Source organism: Actinobacillus equuli (assembly GCF_900636745.1).
In the GTDB taxonomy this organism is placed as follows: domain Bacteria; phylum Pseudomonadota; class Gammaproteobacteria; order Enterobacterales; family Pasteurellaceae; genus Actinobacillus; species Actinobacillus equuli.
Genome location: NZ_LR134310.1, coordinates 133,503 through 150,941, shown reverse-complemented (window position 1 = coordinate 150,941; position 17,439 = coordinate 133,503). Strand labels below are relative to the sequence as shown.

The 17,439-nt window shown below is 40.7% G+C and carries 19 protein-coding genes; 12 read left to right on the top strand and 7 right to left on the bottom strand.

Features of this window, described 5'->3' with window-relative positions:
- Nucleotide 1 precedes the first annotated feature (1 nt).
- The 12 genes from thiS (at nt 2) to recO (ending at nt 10,823) form a co-directional block, all read left to right on the top strand.
- Nucleotides 2-202, top strand: coding sequence for a sulfur carrier protein ThiS (gene thiS, locus EL121_RS00680; protein WP_039197015.1), 201 nt, complete (start codon nt 2-4; stop codon nt 200-202).
- An 82-nt stretch (nt 203-284) separates the two neighbouring features.
- Nucleotides 285-1,055, top strand: coding sequence for a thiazole synthase (locus EL121_RS00675; protein WP_039197013.1), 771 nt, complete (start codon nt 285-287; stop codon nt 1,053-1,055).
- A gap of 9 nt (nt 1,056-1,064) precedes the next feature.
- On the top strand, nt 1,065-2,207 hold the full coding sequence (gene thiH, locus EL121_RS00670) for a 2-iminoacetate synthase ThiH (protein ID WP_039197011.1): 1,143 nt from the start codon (nt 1,065-1,067) through the stop codon (nt 2,205-2,207).
- 5 nt (nt 2,208-2,212) lie between these two features.
- Nucleotides 2,213-2,884, top strand: a complete 672-nt coding sequence (tenA, locus tag EL121_RS00665) for a thiaminase II (protein WP_039197010.1) — start codon at nt 2,213-2,215, stop codon at nt 2,882-2,884.
- Between the two features lie 18 nt (nt 2,885-2,902).
- Nucleotides 2,903-3,850 (top strand): ABC transporter substrate-binding protein, encoded by a 948-nt coding sequence (locus EL121_RS00660; RefSeq protein WP_039197008.1) that lies wholly within the window; start codon nt 2,903-2,905, stop codon nt 3,848-3,850.
- 14 nt (nt 3,851-3,864) lie between these two features.
- A complete protein-coding gene (gene thiD, locus EL121_RS00655; protein WP_039197006.1) occupies nt 3,865-4,683 on the top strand; it encodes a bifunctional hydroxymethylpyrimidine kinase/phosphomethylpyrimidine kinase in 819 nt (272 codons plus the stop codon).
- 2 nt (nt 4,684-4,685) lie between these two features.
- Nucleotides 4,686-5,342, top strand: a complete 657-nt coding sequence (thiE, locus tag EL121_RS00650) for a thiamine phosphate synthase (protein WP_039197005.1) — start codon at nt 4,686-4,688, stop codon at nt 5,340-5,342.
- A gap of 179 nt (nt 5,343-5,521) precedes the next feature.
- Nucleotides 5,522-7,315, top strand: a complete 1,794-nt coding sequence (gene lepA, locus EL121_RS00645) for a translation elongation factor 4 (protein ID WP_039198999.1) — start codon at nt 5,522-5,524, stop codon at nt 7,313-7,315.
- Between the two features lie 129 nt (nt 7,316-7,444).
- Nucleotides 7,445-8,404, top strand: a complete 960-nt coding sequence (lepB, locus tag EL121_RS00640; RefSeq protein ID WP_039197003.1) for a signal peptidase I — start codon at nt 7,445-7,447, stop codon at nt 8,402-8,404.
- 39 nt (nt 8,405-8,443) lie between these two features.
- On the top strand, nt 8,444-9,112 hold the full coding sequence (gene rnc / locus EL121_RS00635) for a ribonuclease III (protein WP_014991605.1): 669 nt from the start codon (nt 8,444-8,446) through the stop codon (nt 9,110-9,112).
- Between the two features lie 58 nt (nt 9,113-9,170).
- Nucleotides 9,171-10,085 (top strand): GTPase Era, encoded by a 915-nt coding sequence (gene era / locus EL121_RS00630; protein WP_039197001.1) that lies wholly within the window; start codon nt 9,171-9,173, stop codon nt 10,083-10,085.
- A gap of 15 nt (nt 10,086-10,100) precedes the next feature.
- Nucleotides 10,101-10,823 carry a DNA repair protein RecO gene (gene recO / locus EL121_RS00625; protein WP_039196999.1) on the top strand — a complete coding sequence of 241 codons (723 nt, stop codon included), beginning with the start codon at nt 10,101-10,103 and terminating at the stop codon, nt 10,821-10,823.
- Between the two features lie 87 nt (nt 10,824-10,910).
- On the opposite strand, the gene EL121_RS00620 is transcribed toward recO, so the two are convergent.
- From EL121_RS00620 to EL121_RS00590, 7 genes are read right to left on the bottom strand one after another with little or no spacing between them, the layout of a single operon-like run.
- The gene (locus tag EL121_RS00620; RefSeq protein ID WP_039196997.1) at nt 10,911-12,581 is read right to left on the bottom strand and encodes a TadE/TadG family type IV pilus assembly protein; all 1,671 of its coding nucleotides are present in this window, start codon (nt 12,579-12,581) and stop codon (nt 10,911-10,913) included.
- Between the two features lie 28 nt (nt 12,582-12,609).
- On the bottom strand, nt 12,610-13,218 hold the full coding sequence (tadF, locus tag EL121_RS00615; protein ID WP_039196995.1) for a tight adherence pilus pseudopilin TadF: 609 nt from the start codon (nt 13,216-13,218) through the stop codon (nt 12,610-12,612).
- Nucleotides 13,190-13,675: a TadE/TadG family type IV pilus assembly protein gene (locus tag EL121_RS00610; protein ID WP_039198997.1), complete on the bottom strand. Its 486-nt coding sequence runs from the start codon at nt 13,673-13,675 to the stop codon at nt 13,190-13,192. The genes tadF and EL121_RS00610 overlap by 29 nt, the downstream gene beginning before the upstream one ends.
- A gap of 2 nt (nt 13,676-13,677) precedes the next feature.
- Complete coding sequence (locus EL121_RS00605; protein ID WP_039196992.1) at nt 13,678-14,433, bottom strand: tetratricopeptide repeat protein; 756 nt, start codon at nt 14,431-14,433, stop codon at nt 13,678-13,680.
- Nucleotides 14,423-15,268 (bottom strand): type II secretion system F family protein, encoded by an 846-nt coding sequence (locus EL121_RS00600; protein WP_039196990.1) that lies wholly within the window; start codon nt 15,266-15,268, stop codon nt 14,423-14,425. The genes EL121_RS00605 and EL121_RS00600 overlap by 11 nt, the downstream gene beginning before the upstream one ends.
- Entirely contained in the window at nt 15,268-16,155 is an 888-nt protein-coding gene (locus EL121_RS00595; protein WP_039196989.1) for a type II secretion system F family protein, read from the bottom strand. The genes EL121_RS00600 and EL121_RS00595 overlap by 1 nt, the downstream gene beginning before the upstream one ends.
- Nucleotides 16,155-17,432: a CpaF family protein gene (locus tag EL121_RS00590; RefSeq protein WP_039196987.1), complete on the bottom strand. Its 1,278-nt coding sequence runs from the start codon at nt 17,430-17,432 to the stop codon at nt 16,155-16,157. Before EL121_RS00590 ends, EL121_RS00595 begins: the two co-directional genes overlap by 1 nt.
- Nucleotides 17,433-17,439: the final 7 nt, after the last annotated feature.

Genomic DNA, 17,439 nt, shown 5'->3' with positions numbered 1-17,439 from the left:
TATGCAAATTTTCATTAATAATCAACCGCTTGACGTAGCGGAAAATACGTCTATCCAAACGGCGTTAGCACTTTCACAGACTAATTTACAGGGTGTGGCGGTCGCATTAAATCAACAGATTGTACCGAAAAGCGAATGGCAAAATTATCCGTTGCAAGAAGGGGCGAAACTCACCGTCTTTAAAGCGATAGCCGGTGGTTGATAACATTTAGTATAAGTCAGGAATAAGTAAAAATTTTAGAAAAAATCCTTCACTTGGAAGGCTTATAGATAAGGAAAAAAATATGACAGATCTTCTTAAAATTGGTGATACCGAATTTCACTCCCGTCTTTTTACCGGTACGGGCAAATTTTCAAACCCTAAAGTGATGCAACAAAGTATTGTCGCATCAGGTTCCCAGCTTGCAACAATGGCGATGAAACGGGTGGATTTAGCACAGGAACAAGACGATATTTTAACGCCGTTAATTCAGAGTGGCGTCAAGCTGTTACCGAATACCTCGGGAGCGAAAACAGCGGAAGAAGCGGTTTTCGCGGCAAAATTGGCACGCGAAGCATTACAAACTAACTGGATAAAACTTGAAATTCACCCGGATGTTCGTTATTTGCTGCCGGATCCGATTGAAACACTCAAAGGTGCGGAAATGTTAGTTAAAGAAGGCTTTATCGTATTGCCTTATTGCGGTGCGGATCCGGTGTTATGTAAACGCTTGGAAGAAGTCGGGTGTGCGGCAGTAATGCCGTTAGGTGCGCCGATTGGAACTAATCAAGGGCTAAAAACGCAAGATTTCTTACGCATTATTATTGAACAAAGCCGAGTACCTGTGGTGGTGGATGCCGGTATCGGCGCTCCGAGCCATGCCGCACAAGCGATGGAAATGGGCGCCGATGCGGTATTAGTGAATACGGCAATGGCGGTAGCTCGTGATCCGATTCAAGTTGCACAAGCCTTTAAATTAGCGGTTGAAGCAGGGCGTTTAGGCTATTTAGCCGGGTTAGGCAAAGTGAGCCAAACCGCACAGGCAACCAGCCCATTAACCGGTTTTTTGGGTTAGGGAGTTGCAATGAAAACGAATCAGTTTTCACAGTTTAGCGATTATTGGCAAACCCTTGATTGGGCGCATTTCGCTTTATCGTTAAGAGCAAAAACTTCAATGGATGTAGAGAATGCCTTGCAAACATCAAACCGAGATTTAAATGATTTTATGGCGTTAATTTCGCCGGCGGCGGAAGCCTATTTAGAACCGATGGCACAACTGGCTCAGCAGCTTACTCGTCAGCGTTTTGGCAATACCATCGGCTTTTATTTACCGCTTTATCTCTCTAATGTTTGTACCAATGATTGTACTTATTGCGGTTTTTCGATGAGTAATCGCATTAAACGTAAAATTTTGGATGAGAAAGAAATTCTCAATGAAATCAAGGCGATTAAGTCGATGGGATACGAGCATTTATTGCTGGTCACCGGCGAACACGAAACCAAAGTCGGGATGCCTTATTTTAGAGAAAAATTAAAACTGATTCGTCCGCATTTTTCCGCATTATTAATGGAAGTACAGCCTCTTCAATCTGAGGAATATGCCGAGTTAAAAACGCTAGGCTTGGACGGCGTATTAGTTTATCAAGAAACCTATAATGCTGCCGAATATGCTAAACACCATTTACGTGGTCAGAAACAAGATTTTATTTATCGCTTGGACAGCCAAGACCGTTTAGGTCAAGTAGGCATTGATAAAATCGGTTTAGGCGCATTAATCGGGCTTTCAAATGACTGGCGTACCGATATTTACTTTGTCGGCGAACATTTGAATTACCTGCAAAATAAATATTGGCAAAGCCGTTATTCGATCTCATTTCCTCGCTTGCGCCCTTGTGTCGGTGGATTACAACCTGCTTCGCAAATGAGTGATAAGCAACTATTACAAATTATTTGTGCCTTCCGCATTTGCTTCCCGGAAGTAGAACTCTCACTTTCGACCCGAGAAAGTGCCAATTTCCGCAATAATGTAATTCCGATTGCGATTAACACGATCAGCGCAGGATCTAAAACACAGCCCGGTGGTTATGCAGAAGATGATAAACATCTCGAACAATTTTCGCCGGACGATGAACGACCTCCACACATTATTGCCGCAGAATTGGTTAAGCGAGGACTACAACCGGTTTGGAAAGATTGGGAACCTTATTTAGGCAGAGCATTATCTTAAATTGTATGGTTAAAAAAGGAGAAAAAATGACCGCTATTCAACAATTTATCCAAAATGCAGAACCTTACTGGGCAGCATATACCGAACATCTTTTTGTACAAAAAATGGCGGACGGTAGCTTGCCGAAAAGTTGCTTTCAGCATTATTTGAAACAAGATTATCTGTATCTTTATCAATATTGTCGGGCATTGTCATTGGGTATTTATAAAGCGGAAAATTTTGAGCAAATGCGTTATGCGCTAGAAGCGACGCAAGCTATTTTGAACGAGGTGGAATTGCATTTGCAGTTTTGCCGTGAATGGGGCATTGAGGAACAAGAGGTGCGTAAAACGCCGGAAAGTTCAGCTTGTGTCGCTTATACACGGTATGTACTCGATTGCGGTATGCGAGGCGGATTAGCCGAACTGTTTACGGCAATCGCACCTTGTGCAATCGGTTATGCGGAAATCGGTAAAAAGTTAGCCGATATTGCGGCAAAAAATACGCCGTATCAGGCATGGATTGATACCTATGCGGCTCCCGAATACCAAGCGGCAGTGGCAAAACTGGCGGATTATCTTAATCAGCTATGTGAAAACTTACCGGCAGAACATCTTGCAAAATTACAAGAGATCTTTACCACTGCAACACGTATGGAAATTTCATTTTGGCAAATGGGACTTGATCAAGCTATGTAATCTTTTTTAAAGGAGAAAATGATGAAATATGTAAAAAAATTGGCTTTTTTGACCGCTTGTAGCTTGGCGTTACAAGCACACGCAGGTGAGAAAATGACGGTCTTATTAGATTGGTTCGTTAATCCCGATCATGCCGCAATTATTGTGGCGCAACAGAAAGGCTATTTTAAGCAGAACGGGTTAGAGGTTGAATTGGTCGAGCCAGCGGATCCGTCTATGCCGCCCAAACTGGTTGCCGCAGGGCAAGCGGATATTGCAGTGGATTATCAGCCGCAATTACAACTACAAGTTGATCAAGGTTTACCGTTAGTCCGTTTCGGCACACTAGTTCCCACACCGTTGAATAGCCTAATCGTTTTGAAAAACGGCTCAGTAAAAAGTATTGCTGATTTGAAAGGTAAGAAAATCGGTTATTCGGTAAGCGGGTTTGAAGATGCGTTGCTTAATACTATGTTAGCTAATTCGGGGGTAGCGGCTAAAGATGTGGAACTGGTTAATGTCAATTGGTCACTTTCTCCTAGCCTGATTAGCGGGCAGGTTGATGCGATTATCGGCGGTTTTCGCAATTTTGAATTAAATCAGATGCAATTAGAAAAACAGGAAGGTAAAGCATTCTTTGTGGAAGATTTCGGCGTACCGATTTATGAAGAATTAATTCTTGTCGCTCATAAAGATAAAGTGAAAGATGCAAAATTTTCTGCATTTTTGACCGCTTTAGAACAAGCAACACATTATTTAAAACAATCGCCGAATGAAGCGTGGCAGAGCTTTGTCAGCTATAAGCCCAAGGAATTGGATACGGAATTAAATCGTCTTGCGTGGCGTGATACGTTACCGAAATTAGCGGATACCCCCCGCAAATTAGATCATAAAAAATACCAAGTATTCAGCGAGTTTATGCAAAATAACGGTTTGATTAAAACCCTTCCTGCATTGAAAAACTATGCGGTTGAATTACAACCGTAGTTATGGAGAAAAGTATGGAAAATATTGCACAGGCTTTAACTATCGCCGGGTCGGATAGCGGCGGTGGCGCAGGGATTCAGGCTGATCTGAAAACGTTCCAAATGCGAGGCGTTTTCGGTACTTCGGTACTTACCGCAATTACCGCTCAAAATACGTTGGGCGTATTCGATATTCATAGCGTGCCGCTAAGTATGATTGAATCGCAACTTAAAGCAATCGCAGAAGATTTTCAAATCTCAGCCTTTAAAATCGGAATGTTAGGCACAGCGGAAGTGATTGAGTGCGTGGCAAATGCTTTACGTCGGTATAATTTTGGTAAATTGGTACTTGATCCGGTCATGATCGCCAAAGGCGGTGCGCCGTTATTACAACAAGATGCGATTAGCGCACTAAAAACGCATTTGTTACCGTTAGCGGATGTGATTACGCCGAATCTGCCTGAAGCGGAAGCATTAACCGGTGTAAAAATTATCGATGATGCGACTGCTTATCAGGCGGCAAAAAAATTACAAGATTTAGGCGTGAGCACGGTAGTGATTAAGGGTGGGCATTTGGCGGATTCGCAAAGTACGCATTGCCGTGATTGGGTCTTTACCCCAACGGAACATTTTACGTTGGAATGTCCACGTTTCCCAACTCGTCATACGCACGGCACCGGCTGTACTTTTTCTGCGTGTATTACGGCAGAATTAGCTAAAGGACAAGCGGTCGAAAACGCGATAAAAATTGCAAAAGCCTATATCAGTGCGGCAATTTCTCACCCATTGAATATCGGGCAAGGGCACGGACCGACTAACCATTGGGCTTATCAAGATTTACCCATAGAGGAATGAGAATGTACGATATTCGACAAATGCTTAAACTTTATTTTATTGCCGGTACACAAGATTGCCCGAATCTGACCGAAGATCGATCACAAAATCTCTTGTTGATTTTAGAACAAGCGTTGCAAGCGGGAATTACTTGTTTTCAGTTTCGTGATAAAGGTAATAATTCATTAGAAGCTCAGCCACAAGCCCAAAAAGCATTAGCGATTCAATGCCGTGATTTATGTCGCCGATACAAGGTTCCGTTTATTGTGGATGATAACGTTGCGTTAGCGATCGAGATTGGTGCGGACGGTGTGCATGTCGGACAAAAAGATATGTCTCCAATCATGATTCGACAGATGACGAATAAACCGTTGATTATCGGCTTATCGAATAATACTTTGGAAGATCTTTGGCGTTCCGAACAAATGATAGAAGTGGATTATTGCGGATTAGGCCCTGTCTTCCCGACTAATTCAAAAGAAAAACATAATCCGCCGATTGGTTTGGATTTTGTTAAGAAAGCACGTGATGCGGGAATTCGCAAGCCGATCGTGTCTATCGGCGGAGTGAAAGCGGAGCATGTGGCAACGCTCAAACAAAATGGGGCGGACGGCGTAGCAGTGATTACGGCGATTAGTTTAGCGTCGGATGTTCCAAAAGCAGTCAAATCATTACAGTAAACGGTTGCTTGAACAAGCGGTCTTTTTTCCGGATTTTTTTGCAAAATTTCTCGAAAAAACGACCGCTTGCTTTTTTGTGCTTTTCCTTTCCAAAGCAACGGATTTAAAGTAGAATTGGTCGGTTAATTTCCCTTTTAAATAAATTTATTACAACACAGGACATTTATTGCCCGATGAATATGAAAAACATTCGTAACTTTTCAATTATTGCTCACATTGACCACGGTAAATCAACTTTATCCGACCGTTTAATCCAAACTTGCGGCGGTTTATCGGATCGTGAAATGGAAGCGCAAGTTTTAGACTCGATGGATTTAGAGCGTGAACGTGGTATCACAATCAAAGCACAAAGCGTAACGCTCAATTATAAAGCGCAAGACGGCGAAACTTATCAATTAAACTTTATCGATACACCGGGACACGTGGACTTCTCTTATGAAGTTTCTCGTTCGTTAGCTGCGTGTGAAGGCGCATTATTAGTGGTGGATGCCGGTCAAGGGGTAGAAGCGCAAACATTGGCAAACTGCTATACCGCGATTGAAATGGATTTAGAAGTTGTGCCGATTTTAAATAAAATCGACTTACCGGCGGCAGATCCTGAGCGTGTTGCGGAAGAGATCGAAGACATCGTAGGGATTGATGCGATGGATGCGGTGCGTTGTTCGGCGAAAACCGGTTTAGGTATCGAAGATGTATTAGAAGACATCGTGAAAAAAATTCCGGCACCGGAAGGCGATCCTGAAGCACCGTTGCAAGCTCTAATTATCGACTCATGGTTCGATAACTACTTAGGCGTTGTCTCTTTAGTACGTGTGAAAAACGGTTCGATCAAAAAAGGCGACAAAATTAAAGTAATGAGTACCGGTCAATCATATAACGTTGACCGCTTAGGTATTTTCACGCCGAAACAAGTTGATACCACAGAATTGAAAACCGGCGAAGTGGGCTGGGTAGTGTGTGCGATTAAAGATATTTTAGGCGCACCGGTAGGCGATACCTTAACCCATCACCACAATTCGGCAACCGAAGTGTTACCTGGCTTTAAAAAAGTAAAACCGCAGGTATATGCAGGTTTATTTCCGATTAGCTCGGACGATTATGAAGCATTCCGTGATGCACTAGGTAAATTAAGTCTGAATGACGCATCACTTTTCTATGAGCCGGAAAACTCAACCGCATTAGGTTTCGGTTTCCGTTGCGGCTTCTTAGGCTTATTACATATGGAGATCATTCAAGAGCGTTTAGAGCGTGAATATGATCTCGACTTAATTACCACCGCACCGACGGTAGTTTACGAAGTGGTGCAAACCAACGGCGAAACTATTTATGTGGACAGCCCGGCAAAATTACCGCCAATTAGCAATATTGCGGAAATTCGTGAGCCGATTGCGGAATGTAATATGCTTGTGCCGCAAGAGTATTTAGGTAACGTGATTACCCTTTGTGTGGAAAAACGTGGCGTACAAACCAATATGGTGTACCACGGCAACCAAATTGCGTTAACCTACGAAATCCCGATGGGTGAAGTAGTGTTAGACTTCTTCGACCGCTTAAAATCGACTTCTCGTGGTTATGCGTCATTGGATTACGGTTTCAAACGTTTCCAAGCAGCGGATATGGTACGTGTTGATATTATGATCAACGGTGAACGTGTAGATGCGTTAGCATTGATCGTACATAAAGATAATGCGCAATACCGTGGTCGTGAGTTAGTGGAAAAAATGAAAGAGTTAATTCCACGTCAACAATTTGATATTGCAATTCAAGCGGCAATCGGTAACCACATTATTGCTCGTTCAACCGTAAAACAATTACGTAAAAACGTATTGGCGAAATGTTACGGTGGTGACGTGAGCCGTAAGAAGAAACTTCTACAAAAACAAAAAGAGGGTAAAAAACGTATGAAATCTCTCGGTAACGTAGAAGTGCCGCAAGAAGCATTCTTAGCGATTCTTCATGTAGGTAAAGACTAATCATTTACCGCTGAATACTTAGAAATCACGGGATACAAGCGGTCGATTTTTGCAAAAACTTTGCAAGTTTTATCCGCTATATTCCGTGGTTTTTCAGTAGATGGCAGTAGATAAATAAGGGAGAACAGCATGGCACAAATTATGCCGATTATTTTTATCGCAATTTTATACGGTGTTTGGAAAACATTGGATTCAATGCAGTTACCAAACACAATTTCCATTTTATTGGTTTCATTAGTTGTGATTTGTGGCGGATTTTGGGCGTTTTATAAATTTAGTGCGGATCCTCGCCGTAAATTGGCAATTGCACGTGAAGAAAAGCATTTAAATCGTCCGTTAACGGAAGAAGAGAAAGCAGAAATTCAACCACGTTCGGCAACCGGTGAGTTTTTTGCCTCGTTATTTGGCGTGCTTTTTTTAGTGACGCTATTACGTTCGTTTATTTTTGAACCGTTTCAAATTCCAAGTGGTTCAATGGAACCGACCCTACGTGTAGGCGATTTTTTAGTCGTAAACAAATTTAGTTATGGAATTAAAGATCCGATTTGGCAGAATACGTTAATCGAAACCGGTGAACCGCAACGTGGTGATGTGATTGTGTTTAAAGCACCGAAACAGCCGCATATCGACTATATCAAGCGTGTCGTTGGTGTGGGCGGTGATCGTGTTAAATATGATGTACGTACTCAGCAATTAACGGTGACCCACGCAGATGGTCAACAAGTTGTATTTGACTATAGCGTAGGCGTACCAAACCCAGAGTTTTTCTATCATGGTGAAATGCAAGTGGAACGTACCGAGAAAGGCGAGGTGACTCACCAAATCTTAAATAATCCACAGCCGTTTAATTATGAGCCGTATTTCTTCACACAAGAAGGAATGCCAGCCGGAGAATGGATTGTGCCGGAAGGTCATTACTTCGTGATGGGTGATAACCGAGACAACAGTGAAGACAGCCGTTTTTGGGGCTTTGTACCGGAAAAAAATGTAGTAGGTAAGGCAACTTATATTTGGTTAAGCCTTGATAAGAAGCCAAATGAATTCCCAAGCGGTATTCGTTTTGGTCGAATGTTCAGTTCAATCCAATAACCAGAGAAAGGTGGGTGTAAGCCCACCCTTTAATTTTTTATGCATATCGAACGATTACAAAAAAAATTAGGCTATAAATTTATTAGCCTAGATTACCTTTTACAAGCATTAACCCACCGTAGTGCCGGTGCCAAAAATAATGAACGCCTAGAATTTCTTGGCGATTCGATTTTGAATTTTGCTATCGGTAAAGCGCTATTTGAGAAATTCCCTAAGGCAAATGAAGGCGAATTAAGCCGTATGCGAGCAACACTAGTGCGTGAACAAACGCTAGCGATTTTGGCTCGTCAATTTGATTTAGGCGAATATATGAAATTAGGTGCAGGCGAATTGAAAAGCGGTGGTTACCGCCGTGAGTCGATTCTTTCTGACTGTGTGGAAGCGATTATTGCTGCGATTTATCTGGATTCCGGTATGGATAATGCGATTGAGCGCGTATCCGTATGGTATCAAGACTTATTAGCCGAAATGAAACCGGGTGATGCGCAAAAAGATCCGAAAACACGCTTACAAGAGTTTTTACAAGGTCGTAAATTACAGTTACCAACCTATGAAGTGATTGATATTAAAGGTGAAGCACATAATCAAACCTTTAAAGTCACTTGTAAAATTGAAACATTCGATGAAACCTTTATCGGTGTTGGTACCAGCCGTCGCAAAGCGGAACAAAATGCCGCCGAGCAAGTGCTGGTAAAATTAAACAAATAATCTATAGCGGCGGAATAAAAGATAACAATAAAGTATTCCGCTGCGTCAAGGAATAACAATGACAGAACAAAATCAACAACCTAAAACCTATTGTGGCTTTATTGCCATTGTTGGTCGCCCGAATGTCGGCAAATCAACATTATTAAATAAAATTTTAGGTCAAAAAATTTCGATTACCTCTCGCAAAGCGCAGACAACACGTCACCGTATTGTCGGTATTCATACCGAAGATCAATATCAAGCGATTTACGTCGATACGCCGGGACTTCACATTGAAGAAAAACGTGCGATCAACCGTTTAATGAACCGTGCGGCAAGCTCGGCAATCGGTGATGTTGATTTAATTATTTTCGTGGTGGAAGGCACAAAGTGGACCGACGATGACGAAATGGTGTTAAATAAATTACGTGCGGCAAAAGCGCCGGTAGTGTTAGCGATTAATAAAGTCGACAATATCAAAGAAAAAGATGAGTTATTACCGCATATTACCGAACTTTCACAAAAATTCGATTTTGCAGAAATTTTACCGATTTCGGCGCAACGTGGTAAAAACGTCCATATTCTGCAAAAAATTGTACGTAAATCATTACGTGAAGGGGTTCACCATTTCCCTGAAGAATATGTTACCGACCGTAGCCAACGCTTTATGGCATCTGAAATTATTCGTGAAAAATTAATGCGTTTCACCGGTGAAGAATTACCTTATTCGGTTACGGTTGAAATCGAACAATTTAAGCTGAATGAGCGTGGTACTTATGAAATCAACGGCTTGATTTTAGTAGAACGTGATGGTCAGAAGAAAATGGTGATCGGCGCGAAAGGTCAAAAAATCAAAACCATCGGTACTGAAGCGCGCGCAGATATGGAACGTTTGTTTGATAACAAAGTTCACTTAGAATTATGGGTGAAAGTGAAAGCCGGCTGGGCGGATGACGAACGTGCATTACGTAGTTTAGGCTATATGGACGAGTAGTTTCTGAAATAAATCATGATAGAAAATTGGCATCGAGGATTTGTTTTACACCGTCGTGAATATAGTGAAACAAGTTTGTTGGTAGATTTTTTTACCGAAGATCACGGGCGTATTACCTTACTTGCCAAAGGCGCAAGACGTCCTCGTTCGCCATTAAAAGCCGTTTTGCAACCGTTTACGCCGTTGCTATTACGTTGGAGCGGAAAAGGAGAGTTAAAAACTTTAACTAAAGCTGAACCGGCTTCGTTAACTTTACCAATGCAAACTTTGGCGTTATACAGCGGCTTTTATGTAAATGAAGTGCTTGCAAGAGTTTTGGAAAATCAGACCGCTTATCCGGCGCTTTTTCAGCACTATTTGCAGTGCGTAACACACTTAGCAACTCAGCCCGATAATCTTGAAGCGATTCTAAGAACTTTTGAATTTCACACGTTAAAAGCATTAGGTTATGGCGTGAATTTCGGCGTATGTGCCGCAACCGGTGATCCGGTATCGCCGTCAATGACTTATCAGTTTAAAGAAAATCAAGGCTTTATTGCTTCGTTGTTGCAGAATAATGCCAGTTTTCTCGGCAAAGATTTATTGGCTTTCGAACGGCTGGATTTTTCCGATAAAGCCACTTTACAAGCGGCAAAACGCTTTACCCGCATTGCACTCAAACCTTACTTAGGCTCGCAACCGCTTAAAAGCCGAGAACTGTTTCAAAGTATTCTGCCGAATAAGCTAAAAAGTGCTTAAGTTAACTACCTACCAAATAAAAGCGGTTTAATTTGCAAAACTTTTTACAAATTAAACCGCTTGTTTTTTGCCTTAACTTAATTTGGCTTAGTTGATGCTATGACCTACATCATCAGTATGACCAATCGCTTGCTTAAATGAATTAAGTAGCGTTTCTCTATTTGTGGCGGAGTGGTAGTTTTCATTACCTACACACTTTTTCCATGCATCAGCGGATTTTGATTGATATCCAAATTCTACAAAAACAATAGATGTGTTTTTATCGTCATTTAGTTCGTTTAGTTTATCACGAATAATATTACACATTTGGAACTTATCAGATAATTGTTTTCTTCCATCATTTAAAATAATATCAGATTTACCAGAGTAAGATCCTATTCTGCTATAAGGATTACTATCATAAAAAGTTTGTTCTGTTGATGATGCTAGAGTTTCTTCTTGATAGCCTAAGATAAGGTCTTCAGTTAATCTACTGTAGTTTTTAAATGGTACTCCACTGTCTTCAGCTCTTAACTCATCATTACCATCGGAAAGAACTAATAGAACTCTTTTGGTTTCTTCACCTAATTCTTTAGATCGTCCTTTTTCTTTTAACATTTTATCTGCAGCAGCTAATAAACCAGAGCCAGCAAATGTACTACCAACGGCTTCTAATTGATTAACAAATGTAGAAAATTCACCTTGTTCTCCCTGGGTAAACCACTTATGGTGGTTTCTATTCTTCTCACCTAAACAATAGGCATTTTTAAGGAATTTTAAACCAACTTTGTCTGGAGAACCTATTGAAGAAAGTGTTTTAGTGACGTCGATTTGTGTAGCTAGGCTTTGTGTAAAGACAGCTCTAGATAATTTTGAATTTGAGGATCCTGGTGTAGTTAGATACTCTTTGATAATATCTTGCGTATTTCTTGTTGTTTTTTTACCGAAGCGATCTGTATAACTAATAGTTCTTGGATTATCGTTAAAAACAAAAGGAAGCGTACACTCTGTAGCTGAATACTCTGCACCTAATGCAAATGGCGATACAGCAATACGATTCTTATCATTTGATTCTTGGCTAAACAATGAGTTCATTGCAAGTTCATTGAGTACCTCTTTTAAGATACTAATTTTACTTTCATTTTTATTATAAGCATAAGTTTGTTGCCCAGCCAGATTAAAGTCCATAGAACCCGATAAATCCGCCACTACCATTAAATCAATTGGAATACTCACTATATTCTTTTTAAAGGCTTTGGAGGCACTTGCAACCTTAACTTCGGCTGGAATCACTTCCGTATTACCGACTTTAAGTGGGAACCACGACTTATGCTGAATAGTTCCAGAAACCGTACAAGTTGTTTCGGCAGAAGAGGTATGTCCTTTTGAATTAGTTTTTTCTTTAGTTTCACAAATAGGGGTAAGGCTCATTTTACTTGCAGCTGTTTGTGGCAGATATGTCATAACAAAGCTTTCAGCAATTTCAAGATCACGTTTACCAATTTTGGACTCAGGGTGAAAGTGTCCATTTTCGGCATCGGTATCAGATAATCTATAGTCATTTTTTTTACGACCACTATTGTTTTCCGCACTAAGCGATAATACGGCTTGTTCAAGACTGTCAGATAAACGGGCTTTGTCTTGAATAATACCGGCACTTTCAAGTGAGACAAACATTAGGGCAACAATAGGCAAGGCGAGTAGCCCACCCATTACAGCATAGACGCCGGATTCATCTTGAATAAAGCGTTTAATATGGGGGATTGGAATTATTTTCATAAGAGATTTATCCTTAGAAAGAGAGTGGTTAGCGGCTTACACCAATAGCGGTAGCTCTGATCCAACCAGATACTTGGTCTTCTTTTGAAAGAGAAAGACCTTTAAATAAGTTAGTCATTTTGCGACATACCGTCACACTGTAAACAGACGCATAGCGTACTGAATTTCGGAAGTTCTGAGTGAGCGGCGCTGCATGTGTAACATCAGCTTTTCCCGCAGCCTGACATACGTTAGCGTTATCAGACAGAATTTTGGTCACAGAAACTTTTTTTGTTGGTCTTGTTGCTGAAATAGTGGAAACAGTTCCTTGAGGTTTAATCTCTTCGAATTTATGGAGTTCAATGGTTACCGCTACATCATTCGAAGATTTATCCTCACCCATTAAAGAGATAGCGAGTGCTTTGAGTTTGTTGACTTCATCCTGAGTAAGATCTTCCTTGCCGTTGTGTACAGCACTTCGTTCTTTTACGATATTAAGTAAGGAATACGAGGTACGTTGTACTTTTCCGGTGGTGGCTTGCAAAATTGTGACATCAATTAGGAAAATCAGCAGTACCGAAAACAGGAAGAAAATAAATATAAACTCGACGGTAACCGAGCCTCGGGGGTTAGTTAGAAATTGCTTTATCTTTTTCATATTCTTGTAATACCACGATCTTGCGATTAAATAATGGTTCAACTGCGGCACCTGGCACCCAGAAGAACAGCGGTTTGTATTTGTATTGAAACGCATATTGGGCAAAAGCTGCACCACTAGCAGTAGGTTGGAATTTCTGCTGAACCAACTCATCCAAATTTTTTGCGTACATAACATTAATAGAAGTAAGAGAATCTTGGTTTAAAAATGCCCAAAGGCCATCTTTACGTTTCAGATTTTCTTCAAAAATTTGCTGATACTGACTGTCAATGGGTTGCTTTCTCGCAATACGAGACGCTTCAGAAACAGATAAGTCTAGATAAGACGAAAGAAGGGCGATTCGGCACCCTTCTGCAATCATAAAAAGGACGAGAATAAAGAGTCCAATCGTTAGACTGAACTCAATAGTTGCTACGCCTTTCACATTACGTATAAAACGGTAAAGCGTATTTTTCATCATTAGCGACCTACCATCGGTAATTTCTCAGTTTTCTTCAATGCGTTAACTAAATCTTCCGGTGAAGTATTTAGTTTTTCTTTACGAATAATATCTAACGCATATTCGGTATCCCCTGCCTTAACTAACGCAAACACAAGGTTATGAATTAAACGAGAATCGGTTGAACCGTTTAAATATTGTGGTAATAACAGATTTACCGCATTTTTGTAGTCGTTATTTAAAATGCTTAGCATCGCTAAATTGTTGATAGCAATCGTATCGTGAATAAATAACTCGCGAGATTTATTCAAGTCTTTCTCTGCATCCGCTAATTTGCCTAACTGCGCCGAACTAATACCACGCAAGTTGTACGCTTCGCTATTTTTTGGTGATAACGCAACAAGATCACTCGCGGCTAAATACGCTTCATTGTAATCACCGGCTTGAATCTGATTGCGGATATACAATAACTCTACATCGTCATTAAATGAGAGTTGAGAAAAGCGTAACGGCTCTAAATAAAGTAGAGAAGACTTACTATCGCCGGCTAAGTAGTAGCTTTTCGCAAGTTTATATTGCAGTTGGGGATCTTGGTTTACTTTAAGTTGTTCACGATATAGTGAGATTAACGCACTATAGTTTTTAGTATCTTGATAAAGTTTTTCCTGCTGTTCTACATTCTGAGTTGCAGAAGTAGAAGTCGTGAGACTTGAACAAGCAGATAAAGACAGTAATACGGTTGAAACAAGAATTGTTTTAAGTAATTTAGAAGACATGTGGTAAAACCCTCATAGCACCAGGTGCAACAATTAGAATAATAATTGGGAACATAATGAATAGAATCAGCGGAATACTCATTTTCGCGGAGAGTGTCCCGAGTTTTTCTTCCATTACAAGTAATTGCATTTCACGAATATCCGCAGATAGCTGTGTTAAATGCTCATAAAGTGAAGAACCGAAATTAAGGCTTTGTTGCATTACCGTACAAAACATTCGAATTTCTTTGGTCGGTAACGAAATTGCCAGATCTTGCAATGCTGCGCTTAAGCTGGTGAGTTCCGCTTTACGCATAATGCGCAGAATCACATAGGTTAAGTCGGCATTCAAATGCTCGAAGTCAATTGCCACTTGTTTAAATGCCGCTTCGATACTGATACCGGTCTGAACGTTAACCGCAACAAGATCGATAAAACCGGGTATATCGTTCATAATGCGTTTAATCTTACTTTTCAGAATCACACCGATAGTGATACTCGGTAACATAATTGCCAATACCACCACCACTGCACAACCTAATAAAAAGGTGGTTTGATCTTCGCTGACAAAGTAGTTAATCAAAGTAAGTAAGGCGATAACCAACATTTTCACTTTGATATTTTTATCAACTAAACCAAGGAATTTAAGCAACGGATTTTTATTAACGAGTAATAATTCCAGTTCAATTTGTTGTTTAGTTTTCCCTTTTTGGTTGTTATCTTCAACATTATCTGTCGGGCGTACGCCTTCTAAGATTTCTTTGTTACGGTCGATTTTCTTTTTATGTGAAAACGCCACAATTAAAACAAAACCGCCGAAGAAGATAATACCAAGGAAGAATAAAATAGGATTCATTAGGTCGATTTCCTCATTAGCCACCAGATAATAAACATACCGAGTAATTCACTCCCTACCACGTAATAAAGAATAATTCGACCGCCCGGGTCATTTACTACGAAGTCAAAGTTTTCCGGTGTGGTTACTTTCATAAACAAGAAGAATGCAACCGGAAAGCAAGCAACAATTGCCGCAGACATTCGCGCTTCCGAAGTCATCGCTTTCTTCTTTTGTTCCATTTTGTTTGAATCCGCAATCGCACGTCCTAAACGAGAAATCACCTCACGCATTTGTCCGCCTCGAGAAAGATTGGTACGGATAATGCTAATAAAGAAGTAGAACTCTTTATAAGGATAGCGAGAGTAACTGTCATGAAATACCGCCATTGCATCTTCACCACGCGCTAAACGTTTGTAAATCATGGTGAATTCTTCTCCGATAGGGCCGGTAATGTCTTTACCGCAGCGCTCTAACGCTTGTAAAAGGCTGATACCGGAAGAAGTTGCGGAGTTAAGTACCTGAATCACTTCAGGGAACTTTTCATTGAACAATTTTCTATTACGGCGTTGACCTAACTTCCATACTGCGACAATAAAGCCAATTAATTCAACCACCATAAAGATTTGGTTATTAAAGCGAATAAATTGGCTATTGAGATAATACAAGCCGATAAAGATCAAGAAGTGAATAATGATATTTCGGACAAGATTATTTTTATCGCCGGCAGTAAAGTAATAGAACCATAAATTCCCCGTCTTTTGCAGTTTCTTAACTGTCTTGTCGAATTTTTCGCTAAAGTTGGTTTCACGCGCATTAACTTTTTTCGTCGTTTTAAACCAAGCTGAAGCGGTAAACAGCAACAACAAGACACCAAATGCAAGGACGAAATAATAGAGTAGTATCATTACTTCTCCTTAAAGATATTTTGTAGCTCATTGCTTAAATTAAACATCTGGGCATTTTGATAAACCACCGAACGAGTAAGTAAACCGTGATTAACAAACTTACCGATAATCTTGTTATTTTCATCACGGTATTTACTTGGTTCGAACGAGAAAATATCTTGCAAGACAATTTGTCCGTTTTCCATGCCCATTACTTCGGTAATGTTTGTCACTTTACGTGAACCGTCATTTAAACGAGAAGCCTGAATAATAATATTTACCGCAGAGGCAATATTACGGCGAATCGCTTCAAGCGGCAGGGAAGCGTTGGACATCATGACCATGCTTTCCAAACGGGCGGTAGCATCACGCGGGCTATTGGCGTGCAGAGTTGACATCGAACCGTCATGGCCGGTATTCATTGCCTGCAACATTTGGAATGCTTCCGCACCACGACACTCACCCACGATGATACGTTCCGGACGCATACGCAGGGCATTGATTACTAAGTCCTGCATTGTGATCTCACCGGTTTTTTCAACGCCGGCTAAACGTGTTTCTAATCGAACTACGTGTGGCTGTCCTAAACGAAGCTCTGCCGTATCTTCCAACGTGAGTACACGTTCGGTTGGTGAAATATAGTTTGAAAGGGCATTCAGTAGTGTTGTCTTACCTGAACCGGTACCACCCGATACGATGATATTGACTCGAGAACGTGCGGCAATAATTAGGAAATTTGCCATCTCAAGCGTCATAGAACCAAAATTTACTAAGTCTTGTAATGACTTTTTCGATTTTGAGAATTTACGAATCGAGATTGAGGTTCCGTCTAATGCAATCGGCTGAATAACCACGTTTAAACGGCTACCATCCGGTAAACGAGAGTCGACTAACGGCATACCTTCATCAATACGGCGACCGACTCGAGCAACAAGACGTTTTGCAATATCGGTTAATTGTTCGTTATTGATAAAAGTTTTGTTGGTTTTCTCCAGAATACCTGCGCGTTCAACCCAGATGTCATCTGGGCCATTCACTAAGATATCATTGACGGTTTCATCTTCCATTAACTCACGTATCGGACCATACCCGCCAATTTCATCTGCTATCAATTCCGCCATATAAGTGGCATCTGCCGGTGTCAGATAAATCGAACTGCTATTTGCAATGCGATAAAGTGACTGGGTAAGTTCTTCAATTAATTTATTACGCTCGTTTTGGATCTCATCGAGTTTTTCCACGTCTAAATTACTGAGTAATTCGGAGCGGAAGAATATTTGTTGTTCTTTCGTTAGCATAATAATC

Coding starts and splice junctions, on each gene's coding strand:
- thiS (WP_039197015.1), top strand. CDS start 2: ATGCAAATTTTCATTAATAATCAACCGCTTGACGTAGCGGAAAATACG.
- tenA (WP_039197010.1), top strand. CDS start 2,213: ATGGTTAAAAAAGGAGAAAAAATGACCGCTATTCAACAATTTATCCAA.
- lepB (WP_039197003.1), top strand. CDS start 7,445: ATGGCACAAATTATGCCGATTATTTTTATCGCAATTTTATACGGTGTT.
- thiD (WP_039197006.1), top strand. CDS start 3,865: ATGGAAAATATTGCACAGGCTTTAACTATCGCCGGGTCGGATAGCGGC.
- EL121_RS00675 (WP_039197013.1), top strand. CDS start 285: ATGACAGATCTTCTTAAAATTGGTGATACCGAATTTCACTCCCGTCTT.
- EL121_RS00610 (WP_039198997.1), bottom strand. CDS start 13,675: ATGAAAAATACGCTTTACCGTTTTATACGTAATGTGAAAGGCGTAGCA.
- tadF (WP_039196995.1), bottom strand. CDS start 13,218: ATGAAAAAGATAAAGCAATTTCTAACTAACCCCCGAGGCTCGGTTACC.
- thiE (WP_039197005.1), top strand. CDS start 4,686: ATGTACGATATTCGACAAATGCTTAAACTTTATTTTATTGCCGGTACA.
- EL121_RS00600 (WP_039196990.1), bottom strand. CDS start 15,268: ATGAATCCTATTTTATTCTTCCTTGGTATTATCTTCTTCGGCGGTTTT.
- EL121_RS00620 (WP_039196997.1), bottom strand. CDS start 12,581: ATGAAAATAATTCCAATCCCCCATATTAAACGCTTTATTCAAGATGAA.
- EL121_RS00590 (WP_039196987.1), bottom strand. CDS start 17,432: ATGCTAACGAAAGAACAACAAATATTCTTCCGCTCCGAATTACTCAGT.
- recO (WP_039196999.1), top strand. CDS start 10,101: ATGATAGAAAATTGGCATCGAGGATTTGTTTTACACCGTCGTGAATAT.
- EL121_RS00605 (WP_039196992.1), bottom strand. CDS start 14,433: ATGTCTTCTAAATTACTTAAAACAATTCTTGTTTCAACCGTATTACTG.
- thiH (WP_039197011.1), top strand. CDS start 1,065: ATGAAAACGAATCAGTTTTCACAGTTTAGCGATTATTGGCAAACCCTT.
- era (WP_039197001.1), top strand. CDS start 9,171: ATGACAGAACAAAATCAACAACCTAAAACCTATTGTGGCTTTATTGCC.
- EL121_RS00660 (WP_039197008.1), top strand. CDS start 2,903: ATGATGAAATATGTAAAAAAATTGGCTTTTTTGACCGCTTGTAGCTTG.
- rnc (WP_014991605.1), top strand. CDS start 8,444: ATGCATATCGAACGATTACAAAAAAAATTAGGCTATAAATTTATTAGC.
- lepA (WP_039198999.1), top strand. CDS start 5,522: ATGAAAAACATTCGTAACTTTTCAATTATTGCTCACATTGACCACGGT.
- EL121_RS00595 (WP_039196989.1), bottom strand. CDS start 16,155: ATGATACTACTCTATTATTTCGTCCTTGCATTTGGTGTCTTGTTGTTG.